The sequence below is a fragment of the Klebsiella sp. M5al genome (assembly GCF_002090195.1).
Lineage (GTDB): Bacteria > Pseudomonadota > Gammaproteobacteria > Enterobacterales > Enterobacteriaceae > Klebsiella > Klebsiella grimontii.
Window position 1 is genome coordinate 2,734,297 of record NZ_CP020657.1, and the last position, 13,992, is coordinate 2,748,288.

12 protein-coding genes are annotated in these 13,992 nt (G+C 61.4%); 11 read left to right on the forward strand and 1 reads right to left on the reverse strand.

The window, feature by feature from the left end; translation table 11 throughout:
* Positions 1-2: 2 nt before the first annotated feature.
* From paaE to BWI76_RS13155, 10 genes are all read left to right on the forward strand, one after another.
* Positions 3-1,073: a 1,2-phenylacetyl-CoA epoxidase subunit PaaE gene (paaE, locus tag BWI76_RS13110; RefSeq protein ID WP_064342586.1), complete on the forward strand. Its 1,071-nt coding sequence runs from the start codon at positions 3-5 to the stop codon at positions 1,071-1,073.
* Positions 1,070-1,837, forward strand: coding sequence for a 2,3-dehydroadipyl-CoA hydratase PaaF (gene paaF / locus BWI76_RS13115; protein ID WP_004139016.1), 768 nt, complete (start codon positions 1,070-1,072; stop codon positions 1,835-1,837). The genes paaE and paaF overlap by 4 nt, the downstream gene beginning before the upstream one ends.
* A 2-nt stretch (positions 1,838-1,839) precedes the next feature.
* Positions 1,840-2,628: a 2-(1,2-epoxy-1,2-dihydrophenyl)acetyl-CoA isomerase PaaG gene (gene paaG / locus BWI76_RS13120; protein ID WP_004139014.1), complete on the forward strand. Its 789-nt coding sequence runs from the start codon at positions 1,840-1,842 to the stop codon at positions 2,626-2,628.
* A gap of 3 nt (positions 2,629-2,631) precedes the next feature.
* Positions 2,632-4,053 carry a 3-hydroxyacyl-CoA dehydrogenase gene (locus tag BWI76_RS13125; protein ID WP_064371727.1) on the forward strand — a complete coding sequence of 474 codons (1,422 nt, stop codon included), beginning with the start codon at positions 2,632-2,634 and terminating at the stop codon, positions 4,051-4,053.
* Complete coding sequence (gene paaI / locus BWI76_RS13130; protein ID WP_004139010.1) at positions 4,043-4,465, forward strand: hydroxyphenylacetyl-CoA thioesterase PaaI; 423 nt, start codon at positions 4,043-4,045, stop codon at positions 4,463-4,465. Before BWI76_RS13125 ends, paaI begins: the two co-directional genes overlap by 11 nt.
* The gene (gene pcaF / locus BWI76_RS13135) at positions 4,465-5,670 is read left to right on the forward strand and encodes a 3-oxoadipyl-CoA thiolase (protein ID WP_064371728.1); all 1,206 of its coding nucleotides are present in this window, start codon (positions 4,465-4,467) and stop codon (positions 5,668-5,670) included. Before paaI ends, pcaF begins: the two co-directional genes overlap by 1 nt.
* 28 nt (positions 5,671-5,698) lie before the next feature.
* Positions 5,699-7,015: a phenylacetate--CoA ligase PaaK gene (paaK, locus tag BWI76_RS13140; RefSeq protein ID WP_024358300.1), complete on the forward strand. Its 1,317-nt coding sequence runs from the start codon at positions 5,699-5,701 to the stop codon at positions 7,013-7,015.
* A gap of 271 nt (positions 7,016-7,286) precedes the next feature.
* Positions 7,287-8,213, forward strand: a complete 927-nt coding sequence (paaX, locus tag BWI76_RS13145; protein WP_024358299.1) for a phenylacetic acid degradation operon negative regulatory protein PaaX — start codon at positions 7,287-7,289, stop codon at positions 8,211-8,213.
* 9 nt (positions 8,214-8,222) lie between these two features.
* Entirely contained in the window at positions 8,223-8,819 is a 597-nt protein-coding gene (gene paaY / locus BWI76_RS13150; RefSeq protein ID WP_049131065.1) for a phenylacetic acid degradation protein PaaY, read from the forward strand.
* An 8-nt stretch (positions 8,820-8,827) separates the two neighbouring features.
* Positions 8,828-9,238: a GFA family protein gene (locus BWI76_RS13155; RefSeq protein ID WP_029669679.1), complete on the forward strand. Its 411-nt coding sequence runs from the start codon at positions 8,828-8,830 to the stop codon at positions 9,236-9,238.
* Positions 9,239-9,273: 35 nt separating this feature from the next.
* Here BWI76_RS13155 and azoR read toward each other — a convergent pair whose 3' ends face one another.
* On the reverse strand, positions 9,274-9,879 hold the full coding sequence (gene azoR / locus BWI76_RS13160) for an FMN-dependent NADH-azoreductase (protein ID WP_004120936.1): 606 nt from the start codon (positions 9,877-9,879) through the stop codon (positions 9,274-9,276).
* Between the two features lie 204 nt (positions 9,880-10,083).
* On the opposite strand from azoR, the gene hrpA reads away from it, so the two are divergent.
* Positions 10,084-13,986, forward strand: coding sequence for an ATP-dependent RNA helicase HrpA (gene hrpA, locus BWI76_RS13165; protein ID WP_064371730.1), 3,903 nt, complete (start codon positions 10,084-10,086; stop codon positions 13,984-13,986).
* Positions 13,987-13,992: the final 6 nt, after the last annotated feature.

Below are 13,992 nucleotides of genomic sequence, written 5' to 3' on the forward strand. Positions count from 1 at the left end.
CGATGACGACATTTCATTCGCTTACCGTGGCGAAAGTGGAACCGGAAACCCGCGACGCGGTCACCATCACCTTTGCCATACCCGACGCGCTGCGCGACGCCTATGCCTTTCGTCCGGGCCAGCATCTGACGCTGAAGGCCCGCCTCGGCGGCGAAGAGCTTAGGCGCTGCTACTCCATTTGCCGCAGCCGCGCGCCGGGTGAAATCAGCGTGGCGGTTAAAGCTATCGACGGCGGGCGCTTCTCGCGCTATGCCCAGAGCGACATTCAACCGGGGATGGCGCTGGAGGTGATGGTGCCGCAGGGCCACTTTGGCTACCAGCCGCGGGCCGGGCGTCGGGCCGACTACCTGGCGATTGCCGCCGGCTCCGGGATTACGCCGATGATGGCGATCGTTGACGCCACTCTCGCCTGCGAAACCGACAGCCGCTTCACGCTGATTTACGGCAACCGCAGCAGCCACAGCATGATGTTCCGCCAGGCGCTGGCCGACCTGAAAGACCGCTATCCGCAGCGCCTGCAGGTGGTGCATCTGTTCAGCCAGGAGGCGATGGACAGCGACCTGCTGCAGGGGCGCATCGATGGCGACAAGCTGCGCGAACTGGCCGGCCATCTGCTGGACTTCAGCCGCTTTGACCATGCCTTTATTTGCGGCCCGGCGGCGATGATGGATGAAGCGGAAATGACCCTGCGCGAGCTGGGCGTCCCGGAGAAAGCCATCCATCTGGAACGTTTCAATACGCCGGGCAGCGGCGCCAGGCGGGCTGCCGGCGTCCAGGCGGAGGGCCGCTCGGTCACGATTCGTCAGGATGGCCGCGACCGCACCATAGCCCTGAGCGCCGAGGACGACAGCATTCTTGACGCCGCGCTACGCCAGGGGGCGGACCTGCCGTTTGCCTGCAAGGGCGGCGTCTGCGCCACCTGTAAATGCAAAGTGCTGCGCGGCGAGGTGGCGATGGCCGCGAACTACAGCCTTGAAGCCGACGAGGTGGCGGCAGGCTACGTGCTGAGCTGCCAGGCGCTCCCCACCAGCGGCGATGTGATCGTCGACTTCGACGCGCGGGGGATGGCATGAGTGAACTGTTTATTGCCCGCCACGCGCGCGTACTGCAGCTGACGCTCAATCGCCCGCAGGCGCGCAACGCGCTCAATAACGCGCTGCTGATGCAGATCGCCGATGTGCTCGACGCGGCGGCGCTGGACCCGACGGTTGGCGTCTGCGTCATCAGCGGTAACGAACGCTTCTTTGCCGCAGGGGCCGACCTGAACGAAATGGCGGAAAACGATCTGCCCGCCACGCTCGATGATATTCGCCCGCGGCTGTGGGCGCGTATCGACGCCTTCAGCAAACCGCTGATCGCTTCGGTTAACGGCTATGCCCTCGGCGCCGGATGCGAGCTGGCGCTGATCTGCGATCTGATTGTCGCCGGCGATAACGCCCGCTTCGGCCTGCCGGAAATCACCCTCGGCATGATGCCGGGCGCGGGCGGCACCCAGCGTCTGATCCGCAGCGTCGGTAAGGCGCTGGCCAGCCGGATGGTCTTGAGCGGCGAAAGCATCGATGCCCATCAGGCGCTGCGGGCGGGGCTGGTGAGCGAGGTGTATCCGCCAGCGCTTACCGATGAATACGCGCTTAGCCTGGCGGCAACCGTGGCTCGCCACTCGCCGCTGGCGCTGCGCGCGGCTAAACAGTCCTTGCGGCTGTCGCAGGAGGTGAGTCTGCAGGCCGGGCTTCAGCAGGAGCGTCAGCTGTTTACCTTACTGAGCGCGACCGAAGATCGCCGCGAAGGTATTGACGCCTTTTTACATAAACGTACTGCGGAATTTAAAGGACGCTAATCGTGGAAGCTTTCATTCTCAGCGAAGTGGAACAGGGCGTGATGACGATTACCCTTAATCGCCCGGACCGCCTGAACAGTTTTAACGACCTGATGCACCAGCAGCTGGCGGCGTGCCTGAAGCAGGCGGAACGTGATGACGATGTGCGCTGTTTACTGCTGACCGGCGCCGGGCGCGGCTTTTGCGCCGGGCAGGATTTAAATGACCGCAACGTCGACCCCAGCGGTCCTGCGCCGGATCTCGGCCTGTCGGTTGAGCGTTTCTATAACCCGCTGGTGCGCCGTCTGGCGGCGCTGCCGAAACCAGTGATTTGCGCGGTAAACGGCGTCGCGGCGGGAGCGGGGGCCACGCTGGCGCTGGGCTGCGATATCGTTCTGGCGGCGCGTTCGGCGAAGTTCGTCATGGCGTTCAGCAAGCTCGGCCTGGTGCCTGACTGCGGCGGCAGCTGGTTTCTGCCGCGGGTGGCGGGTCGAGCGAGGGCGATGGGGCTGGCGCTGCTGGGCGATAGCCTGAGCGCAGAGCAGGCCGCGCAGTGGGGGATGATCTGGCAGGTGGTGGACGATGCCGAGCTGAAAGATACCGGCCTGGCGCTGGCGCGGCACCTGGCCGCCCAGCCGACCTATGGCCTCGGTCTGATTAAGAAGGCGCTTCAGCTTGCGGAAACCCAGACCCTGGATCAGCAGCTCGATCTTGAGCGCGATTATCAGCGCCTGGCCGGACGCAGCGCCGACTATCGCGAAGGCGTCAGCGCCTTCCTCGCGAAGCGTCCACCTCAATTCAGCGGGAAATAGCCGATGAGCAAAACGTTACCTACCGTTGCGGTGATAGGCAGCGGCACCATGGGCGCCGGGATTGCCGAAGTGGCCGCCGCCGCCGGGCATCCGGTACTGATTTTCGACATCGCCCCTGAGGCGGTGGTTCGCGCCATCGACGGGATTCGCCAGCGGCTGGCCTCCCGCGTCAGCCGCGGCAAGCTGGCGACGGAACAGGCCGATGCGCTGCTGGCGCGTCTGGTTCCCGCGGCGGAGTTGAGCAACCTGGCTGACGCGCAGCTGATTATCGAAGCGGCCTCCGAACGTCTGGAGGTCAAAAAGGCGCTGTTCGAACAGTTGGCGGCGATCTGCTCCCCGTCGACGTTGCTGGTTAGCAACACCTCGTCGATATCGATCACCGCCATCGCCGCCGGGATAAAACACCCGGAACGGGTCGCCGGGCTGCACTTCTTTAACCCGGCCCCGGTGATGAAGCTGGTGGAAGTGGTCAGTGGCCTGGCCACCTCGACGGAAGTCGTCGAACAGCTTTGTCAGTGGGTTAGCGACTGGGGAAAACAGCCGGTTCGCTGCCGCTCAACGCCCGGTTTTATCGTCAACCGCGTGGCGCGGCCTTTTTATGCCGAAGCGTGGCGAGCGCTGGAAGAGCAGGTTGCCGCGCCGGAGGTGATTGACGCCGCCCTGCGCGACGGCGGCGGTTTCCCCATGGGCCCGCTGGCGTTGACCGACCTGATAGGTCAGGACGTCAACTTTGCGGTGACCTGTTCGGTGTTTAACGCCTGCTGGCAGGACCGTCGCTATCAGCCGTCGCTGCTGCAGCAGGAGCTGGCGCTGGCTGGGCGGTTGGGGAAAAAGAGCGGGCAGGGGGTCTACCGCTGGCCTGCTGAGGCCCAACCCGAGCGGGCGCTGGCCGCCGTATCAGCAGAACGCGCAGCAAAACGCATAAAACGTGACGTTGTCACTGAGTTGGACGAGATATTGCTGCTGGAAACGACCGGTGAAACCGCCCTGGCGTTAAGCCTTCAGCACGGCCGACCGGTAGTGGTCTACGACCACTGCGCGGGTGATACGGTGGTGCTGGCCAGCGCGGAAACCACGTCACAGGCGGCGACCGATAAAGCAACTTTCTATTTTCAACAGCAGGGCAAAAAAGTGCTGCAGATCGCTGACTATCCCGGCCTGCTGGTGTGGCGTACGGTGGCGATGCTGGTTAACGAAGCGCTGGACGCGCTGCAAAAAGGGGTCGCCAGCGCGGAGGATATCGATACCGCCATGCGCCTGGGCGTTAACTACCCGCGCGGCCCGCTGGCGTGGGGAGAGTCACTTGGCTGGGGCCGGGTGCTGCGCCTGCTGGAAAACCTGCAGCGGCACTATGGTGAAGAGCGCTATCGGCCCTGCTCCCTGCTGCGTCAGAAGGCGCTGATGGAGAAACATCATGAGCAATGAAGCCTGGCGCAACGCCCGCGCGATGTATGAGAACGATAACTGTGCGCAAGCGCTGGGGATCAAGATTATCGAGATGGATGACGGCTACGCGCAGATGACCATGGCGGTCACCCCGAACATGCTCAACGGCCACCACTCCTGCCACGGTGGACAGCTGTTTTCGCTCGCCGATACCGCCTTCGCTTACGCCTGCAACAGCCAGGGGCTGGCGGCGGTCGCCTCGGCGGCGAGCATCGATTTTCTCCGTCCGGCCTTTGTCGGCGAGCTGCTGACCGCCACGGCGAGGGTCAAGCAGCAGGGCAAACTGACCGGGGTCTATGACATTGAGATCGTTAACCAACAGCAAAAAGTGGTCGCCCTGTTTCGCGGTAAATCGCACCGCATCGGCGGCGCAATCACAGGAGAAGTCTGATGCGCGACGCCTTTATTTGTGACGGGATCCGCACGCCGATTGGCCGCTACGGCGGGGCGCTGGCCAGCATGCGCGCTGACGACCTGGCCGCTATCCCGTTGCGCGAGCTGCTGAGCCGTAACCCGAAGTTCGATCCGGCATCAATTGACGATGTAATTCTCGGCTGCGCCAACCAGGCCGGCGAAGACAACCGTAACGTGGCCCATATGGCGACGCTGCTGGCGGGCTATCCGCACACCGTACCCGGCACTACCGTTAACCGCCTGTGCGGCTCCGGTCTCGACGCTATCGGCTTCGCCGCCCGCGCCATCAAAGCCGGAGAGGCGGATCTGATGATCGCCGGCGGCGTCGAGTCGATGTCGCGCGCGCCGTTTGTGATGGGCAAAGCCAGCGCCGCGTATCAGCGCCAGGCCGAGCTGTTTGATACCACTATCGGCTGGCGTTTTGTGAACCCGCTCATGCAGCAGCGATTTGGCACTGACAGCATGCCGGAAACGGCGGAGAATGTAGCTGAATTGTTAAATATCAGCCGCGCCGATCAGGACGCTTTTGCGTACCGCAGCCAGCAGCGTTCGGCCCGGGCCCAGCGCGACGGCATTCTGGCGCAGGAGATCGTGCCGGTACCGATTATCGGCGGCAAGGGGGCGGTGAGCACCGTGTATGAGGACGAGCATCCGCGGGCGGAGACCACCCTTGAACAGCTTTCGCGGCTGAAAACGCCGTTCCGCAAAGGGGGCGTGGTGACCGCGGGAAACGCCTCCGGCGTCAACGACGGCGCCGCGGCGCTGATTATCGCCAGCTCGCAGCAGGCCATCGCCCAGGGGCTAACGCCGCGGGCGCGTATTGTGGCCATGGCGACGGCGGGCGTCGAGCCGAAGCTGATGGGACTCGGGCCGGTGCCGGCGGTACGTAAAGTGCTGGAGCGCGCCGGACTGAGCATAAAAGATATGGATCTGATTGAGCTGAATGAAGCCTTCGCCGCCCAGGCGCTGGGCGTGCTCAGACAGCTGGGGCTGGCGGATGACGCCCCGCATGTTAACCCCAACGGCGGCGCCATCGCCTTAGGCCATCCGTTGGGGATGAGCGGCGCCCGGCTGGCATTGAGCGCCAGCCTGGAGCTGCAGCGCCGCAGCGGGCGCTATGCGCTGTGTACGATGTGTATTGGCGTGGGTCAGGGCATTGCCATGATCCTTGAGCGAGTGTGAGCGAATCTACCTGCGAGTACCCTACAAAATGACAACGATAACGCAATTAGACCCGATTGAAAGCGCATCGCGCGACGAGCTGCAGGCCCTGCAAACCCAGCGTCTGAAGTGGACCCTGAAGCACGCCTACGACAATGTGCCGATGTATCGCCGTAAATTCGACGCGGCGGGCGTTCATCCTGACGATTTCCACGAACTGAGCGATCTGAGCAAGTTTCCCTGCACCACCAAGCAGGATCTGCGCGACAACTACCCCTTTGATACCTTTGCGGTGCCGATGGAGCAGGTGGTGCGCATCCACGCGTCCTCGGGGACTACCGGCAAGCCGACGGTGGTGGGCTATACGCAAAACGATATTGATAACTGGGCCAATATTGTCGCCCGCTCCCTGCGCGCGGCGGGCGGCACGGCGAAAGACAAAATCCATGTCGCCTACGGCTATGGCCTGTTTACCGGCGGACTGGGCGCCCACTACGGCGCGGAGCGTTTAGGCGCGACGGTGATACCAATGTCCGGCGGCCAGACCGAAAAGCAGGCCCAGCTGATCCGCGATTTTAAGCCGGATATGATTATGGTGACGCCGTCCTACTGCCTGAACCTGATTGAAGAGCTGGAGCGCCAGATGGGCGGCGACGCCAGCGGCTGCTCCCTGCGGGTGGGAGTGTTCGGCGCGGAGCCGTGGACCCGCGCGATGCGTACGGAAATCGAGCGTCGGCTGGGGATTTCGGCGCTGGATATCTACGGCCTGTCGGAGGTGATGGGGCCGGGGGTGGCGATGGAGTGCCTGGAAACCGCCGACGGTCCGACGATTTGGGAAGATCACTTCTACCCTGAAGTGGTGAATCCGGACAACGGCACGCCGCTGACGGACGGTGAACACGGCGAGCTGCTGTTCACCACCCTGACCAAAGAAGCGCTACCGGTGATCCGCTACCGCACCCGCGACCTGACCCGTCTGCTGCCGGGTACTGCCCGCACGATGCGCCGGATGGATCGCATCAGCGGGCGCAGCGACGATATGCTGATTATCCGCGGCGTGAACGTTTTCCCATCGCAGCTAGAGGAGGAGATCCTCAAGTTCGAACATCTGGCGCCGCACTATCAGCTGGAGGTTAACCGCCGGGGCCATCTTGATTCACTTTCGGTGCGCGTGGAGCTAAAAGAGAGCGGTCTGGCGCTGAACCACGAGCAGCGCTGTCAGATTTGTCATCAGCTGCGCCACCGGATCAAATCGATGGTGGGGATTTCGACCGATATCAGCATTGTTAACTGCGGCAGCATTCCGCGCTCCGAGGGTAAGGCCTGCCGCGTGTTCGACCTGCGCAAGGCTGCCGCTAACGGATAACGTGTTCTCCCGGAGGCGGCGCATTGCGCCTGTCCGGGCTACCCGACGACACAACTCCCGCAGCCCGGGTAAGGCGTTTACGCCGCGACCCGGGGAGTGTGCGGGGGTTGATGTACCAGCTCGGCCTCTTCCCGGCTCGCGCTGCGCTTAGCCGGGCTACGTGTTCATCGCCGTCTGCGGGCCGGTAGCCCGGACAGGTGCGCCAGCACCGCCTCCGGGATTTCCTGTGCTATGATTCAAAAAGGATAAAAATCACAACAGAATGAATCAGATGAGTAAACTCGACACCTTTATTCAGCAGGCCGTCACCGCGATGCCCATCAGCGGGACCTCGCTTATTGCTTCTTTATACGGCGACGCCTTGCTCCAGCGCGGCGGAGAGGTCTGGCTTGGCAGCGTGGCGGCGCTGCTGGAAGGGCTTGGATTCGGCGAACGATTCGTGCGTACCGCGCTGTTCCGCCTGAATAAAGAAGAGTGGCTCGATGTGGTGCGCATTGGTCGCCGCAGCTTCTACCGCCTCAGCGACAAAGGCCTGCGGCTGACCCGCCGGGCGGAGCATAAAATCTATCGCGCCAGCGCGCCGGAGTGGGATGGCACCTGGCTGCTGCTGCTGTCGGAAGGGCTGGAAAAAAGCACCCTGGCGGAAGTCAAAAAACAGCTGCTGTGGCAGGGATTTGGCGCGCTGGCGCCGAGCCTGCTGGCTTCGCCGTCGCAAAAGCTGGCGGACGTACAGTCTCTGCTGCACGAAGCGGGCGTGGCGGAAAACGTTATCTGTTTCGAAGCGCATTCCCCGCTGGCGCTCTCCCGGGCGGCGCTGCGCGCTCGCGTTGAAGAGTGCTGGCATCTTACCGATCAGAACGCGATGTATGAAACATTTATCACCCTGTTTCGACCGCTGCTGCCGCTGCTTCGCGACTGCGAGCCCGCGGAGCTGACGCCCGAACGCAGTTTCCAGATTCAACTCCTACTGATTCACTTCTATCGCCGGGTAGTGCTGAAAGACCCGCTGCTGCCCGAAGAGCTGCTCCCCGCGCACTGGGCCGGGCAAACCGCGCGCCAGCTGTGCATCAATATTTATCAACGCGTTGCCCCCGGCGCGCTGGCGTTTGTCGGCGAGAAGGGCGAAAGCTCGGTGGGGGAACTTCCCGCGCCGGGACCGCTCTATTTCCAGCGCTTTGGCGGACTCGCAGGCGTATAAGGAGAGGCTATGCCCATTTATCAAATTGACGGTATGACGCCGGTGGTACCGGATGAGAGCTACGTTCATCCCACCGCGGTGCTGATTGGCGACGTGATCCTCGGCAAAGGGGTCTACGTTGGCCCTAACGCCAGCCTGCGCGGCGATTTTGGCCGCATCGTGGTGAAAGATGGCGCCAACATCCAGGATAACTGCGTGATGCACGGCTTTCCCGGCCAGGATACGGTCGTGGAAGAAGAGGGGCATATCGGCCACGGCGCGATTCTGCACGGCTGCACCATCGGGCGCAACGCGCTGGTAGGCATGAGCGCGGTGATCATCGACGGGGCCAGCATTGGTGAAAACAGCATCGTCGGCGCTTCGGCCTTTGTCAAAGCCAACGCCGAAATGCCCGCCAACCATCTGATTGTCGGCAGTCCGGCGAAAGCCATTCGTACATTAAGCGAACAGGAGCTGGCCTGGAAGAAGCAGGGGACGCGGGAGTATCAGATGCTGGTGGAGCGCTGCAAACAGACGCTGCATCAGGTGGAACCGCTCAAAGAGGCAGAGCCGGACAGAAAGCGGCTGGCGTTTGATGAGAATTTACGGCCGAAATCTTCATCCTGAGGGGGAAAATCATGGCAGAGAAATTATCCGCTCAGTGCCACTGCGGCGCGGTGGCGTTTACCGTTGAGCTTAGCGATGGCTTCAACACCGTTCGCCGCTGTAACTGTTCATATTGCCGGATGCGTGGGGCGGTCGCGGTCTCCGCGCCGCTTTCAGGAATCGATGTTATCCGCGGACGGGATAAGCTCACGGAGTATCGTTTTAATACCGGTCAAGCCGTGCACTTTTTCTGCTCAGTGTGTGGGATCTATACTTTTCATCAACGGCGTTCAAACCCGCAGCAGTATGGCGTGAATGTGGCCTGCATTGACGGCGTGTCGCCTTTTGACTTTCCCTGCGTGGAGGTCAACGACGGCGTGAATCATCCAAAAGACGGCGGCGGTGGCGTGGTGGGGTATTTGCGCTACGAGAAAAAGTGAAACACTCCTCCCGCCGGGGCGGGAGGAGGCAAATCTTATGCGGCAACAACGCTGTCGATAGCGGCTTTCGCATCGGTCTGCGCTTTCGCTGCAACTTCCGGGCCGTAGGCGATGCCTTCAGCGAACACGAAGTTCACGTCGGTGATGCCGATAAAGCCAAGGAAAGTAGACAGGTACGGCGTTACCAGGTCAGTCGGGGTATCTTTATGGATACCGCCGCGGCTGGTGACGACGACCGCGCGTTTACCTTTCACCAGACCTTCCGGCCCTTTCTCGGTGTAGCGGAAGGTCACGCCAGCGCGCGCCACCAGGTCGAAGTAGTTTTTCAGCTGGGTCGGGATGTTGAAGTTGTACATCGGCGCCGCGATAACAATCACATCGTTCGCCTGCAGTTCAGCGATCAGTTCGTCGGAAAGCGCCAGCGCTTCCTGCTGACGCGGCGTCAGCGGCGCATCGCTCGGACGCAGAGCGCCAACCAGTTCCCCGTCCAGTACCGGGATTGGGTTTGCAGCCAGGTCGCGCACGGTGATAACGTCTTGCGCGTGCTTTTCACGCCATTGTTCAACAAAATAGTCGGACAGCTGACCAGATTGCGAGTACCCTGCCAGAATACTGGATTTCAGAACTAATACTTTGCTCATGGGTGTTTCCTTTTTTAATGTGATTGACGGGCCGTTGCCCTGGTGCTTGTTGACACTCTATTCACAATCATGCCGCAGAGAAAGCGCAATAAATCGAACTCTGTATTCAGTTTTTTTGAACAAGGCACGAATTGCGCGGATGTGGTACTCTAACGCAATACATCAAAAGAGATTTTTCCCGGCAGTGCGCTGCCCGATAACGCTATGACAGAACAACAAAAAATAACCTTCTCTCAGCTCGTTACACGGCTTGATGGCCTGATGCTGCGCGATAAGTCGCGCTTCGCCCGTCGCCTGCACGGCGTGAAGAAGGTTAAAAATCCTGATGCCCAGCAGGCCATCCTTCAGGAGATGGCGCAAGAAATTGAACAGGCGGCAGGGAGAGTCCTGCTGCGCGAAGCCGCTCGACCGGCGATAACCTACCCGGAAAACCTGCCGGTCAGCCAGAAAAAGCAGGAGATCCTCGACGCCGTGCGCGACCACCAGGTGGTGATTGTGGCGGGGGAGACCGGCTCGGGCAAAACCACCCAACTGCCGAAAATCTGTATGGAGCTGGGACGCGGCGTTAAAGGGTTAATCGGCCATACGCAGCCGCGCCGTCTGGCCGCGCGTACCGTCGCCAACCGTATTGCCGAAGAGCTACAAACGGAACCGGGCGGCTGCATCGGCTATAAAGTCCGCTTTAGCGATCACGTCAGCGATAACACCATGGTTAAGCTGATGACCGACGGTATTCTGCTGGCGGAAATCCAGCAGGATCGGCTGCTGATGCAGTACGACACCATTATTATCGATGAAGCGCACGAACGCAGCCTCAACATCGACTTCCTGCTTGGCTATTTGCGGGAACTGCTGCCCCGTCGCCCGGATCTGAAAATTATTATCACCTCGGCGACCATCGACCCGGAACGCTTCTCGCGCCACTTTAACAACGCGCCGATTATCGAAGTGTCCGGGCGCACCTACCCGGTAGAAGTGCGCTATCGACCCATCGTTGAAGACGCCGACGACACCGAGCGCGATCAGCTGCAGGCGATATTTGACGCCGTTGATGAGCTCGGGCGCGAAAGCCCCGGCGATATCCTTATTTTTATGAGCGGCGAGCGCGAAATCCGCGATACCGCCGATGCGCTCAATAAGCTGAATCTGCGCCATACCGAAGTGCTGCCGCTGTACGCGCGGTTGTCCAACAGTGAGCAGAACCGTGTGTTCCAGGCCCACAGCGGGCGGCGGATCGTGCTGGCCACCAACGTCGCGGAAACCTCGCTGACCGTGCCGGGCATCAAGTACGTTATCGATCCCGGTACCGCGCGTATCAGCCGCTATAGCTTCCGGACTAAAGTACAGCGCCTGCCTATTGAGCCTGTTTCCCAGGCGTCGGCTAACCAGCGTAAGGGCCGCTGCGGCCGCGTCTCCGAAGGGATCTGTATTCGTCTCTATTCGGAAGACGACTTCCTGTCGCGCCCGGCGTTTACCGACCCGGAAATTCTGCGCACCAACCTGGCGTCGGTTATTCTGCAAATGACCGCGCTGGGCCTGGGCGATATTGCCGCGTTCCCGTTTGTTGAAGCGCCGGATAAGCGCAATATTCAGGACGGCGTACGCCTGCTGGAGGAACTGGGGGCGATTACCACCGACGAACAGCAGACCGCCTATAAGCTGACGCCGATGGGCCGCCAGCTCAGCCAGCTACCGGTTGACCCGCGTCTGGCGCGGATGGTACTGGAGGCGCAAAAACACGGCTGCGTGCGCGAGGCGATGATCATCACCTCGGCGCTCTCGATTCAGGATCCGCGCGAGCGGCCGATGGACAAGCAGCAGGCCTCTGACGAGAAGCATCGTCGTTTCCACGATAAAGAGTCCGACTTCCTTGCCTTTGTGAATTTGTGGAACTACCTTGGCGAGCAGCAAAAAGCGCTCTCCTCGAACCAGTTCCGCCGCCAGTGCCGGGTCGATTTTCTCAACTACCTGCGCGTGCGCGAGTGGCAGGATATCTACACTCAGCTGCGTCAGGTGGTCAAAGAGCTCGGCCTGCCGGTGAAAAGCGAGCCGGCGGAGTATCGCGAAATTCACACCGCGCTGCTGACCGGCCTGCTGTCGCACATCGGTATGAAAGACGCCGACAAGCAGGAGTTTACCGGCGCGCGTAACGCTCGCTTCTCCATCTTCCCCGGCTCCGGGTTGTTCAAAAAGCCGCCGAAATGGACGATGGTCGCCGAACTGGTGGAAACCAGCCGCCTGTGGGGGCGCATCGCCGCGCGCATTGAGCCGGAGTGGGTCGAGCCGGTGGCGCAGCATCTGATCAAACGCTCGTACAGCGAACCCCACTGGGAGCGCGGGCAGGGCGCGGTGATGGCGACGGAGAAGGTGACCGTTTACGGCCTGCCGATTGTCGCGGCCCGCAAGGTCAACTACAGCCAGATTGACCCGGCGCTGTGCCGCGAACTGTTTATCCGCCACGCGCTGGTGGAGGGCGACTGGCAGACTCGCCACGCCTTCTTCCGCGAAAACCTCAAGCTGCGTAACGAGATTGAAGAGCTGGAGCATAAATCGCGCCGCCGCGACATTCTCGTCGATGACGAAACGCTGTTTGAGTTCTACGACCAGCGCATCAGCCATGACGTCATCTCCGCGCGCCACTTCGATAAATGGTGGAAGCAGGCCAGCCGCGAGACGCCGGATCTGCTCAACTTTGAAAAGAGCATGCTGATTAAGGAAGGCGCGGAGCAGGTCAGCAAGCTCGACTATCCGAACTTCTGGCACCAGGGCAACCTGAAGCTGCGTCTCACCTATCAGTTTGAACCGGGCGCCGACGCCGACGGCGTAACGGTGCATATTCCGCTGCCGCTGCTCAACCAGGTGGAAGAAGCCGGATTTGAGTGGCAGATCCCGGGGCTGCGCCGTGAGCTAATTATCGCCCTGATTAAATCGCTGCCGAAGCCGGTACGGCGTAACTTCGTTCCTGCGCCGAACTACGCGGAGGCGTTTTTAGGCCGCGCGACGCCGCTGGAGCTGCCGCTGCTGGATTCTCTGGAGCGCGAACTGCGGCGGATGACCGGCGTGACTATCGACCGCGAGGCCTGGCAGTGGGAGCAGGTGCCCGATTACCTGAAAATCACTTTCCGGGTGGTGGACGACAAAAACAAGAAGCTACATGAAGGGCGCTCGCTGCAGGATCTGAAAGATGCCCTGAAAGGCAAGGTACAGGAGACGCTGTCCGCGGTCGCCGATGACGGTATCGAGCTGAGCGGGCTGCATATCTGGAGCTTTGGCCGGCTACCGGAGAGCTACGAGCAGAAGCGCGGCAACTATAAAGTTAAGGCCTGGCCGGCGCTGGTGGACGAACGCGACAGCGTGGCGATCAAGCTGTTTGATAATCCCCTCGAGCAGCAGCAGGAGATGTGGCGCGGCCTGCGCCGCCTGCTGCTGCTGAATATCCCGTCGCCGATTAAATACCTGCACGAGAAGCTGCCGAATAAAGCCAAGCTGGGGCTCTATTTCAACCCCTACGGCAAAGTGCTGGATCTGATCGATGACTGTATCTCCTGCGGCGTGGATAAGCTGATTGACGAAGCGGGCGGGCCGGTATGGAGCGAAGAGGGCTTTGCCGCGCTGCATGAAAAGGTGCGCGCTGAACTCAACGAGACGGTGGTGGAAATCGCCAAACAGGTTGAGCAGATCCTGACCGCGGTGTTTAACATCAATAAACGCCTGAAAGGCCGCGTGGATATGACCATGGCGCTGGGGCTGTCGGATATCAAATCGCAGATGAGCGGTCTGGTGTATCGCGGCTTCGTCACCGGCAACGGCTTCCGCCGCCTGGGTGATACGCTGCGCTATCTGCAGGCGATTGAAAAGCGGCTGGAGAAAATGGCGATCGATCCGCACCGCGATCGCGCGCAGATGCTCAAAGTGGAGAGCCTCCAGCAGAGGTGGCAGCAGTGGTTGAATAAGCTACCGCCTCAGCGCCGTCAGGATGACGATGTGCAGGAGATCCGCTGGATGATTGAAGAGCTGCGCGTCAGCCTGTTCGCCCAGCAGCTCGGCACGCCGTATCCGATTTCCGATAAGCGGGTGCTGCAGGCGATGGAGCAGATCGCGGCCTAAGCCGTC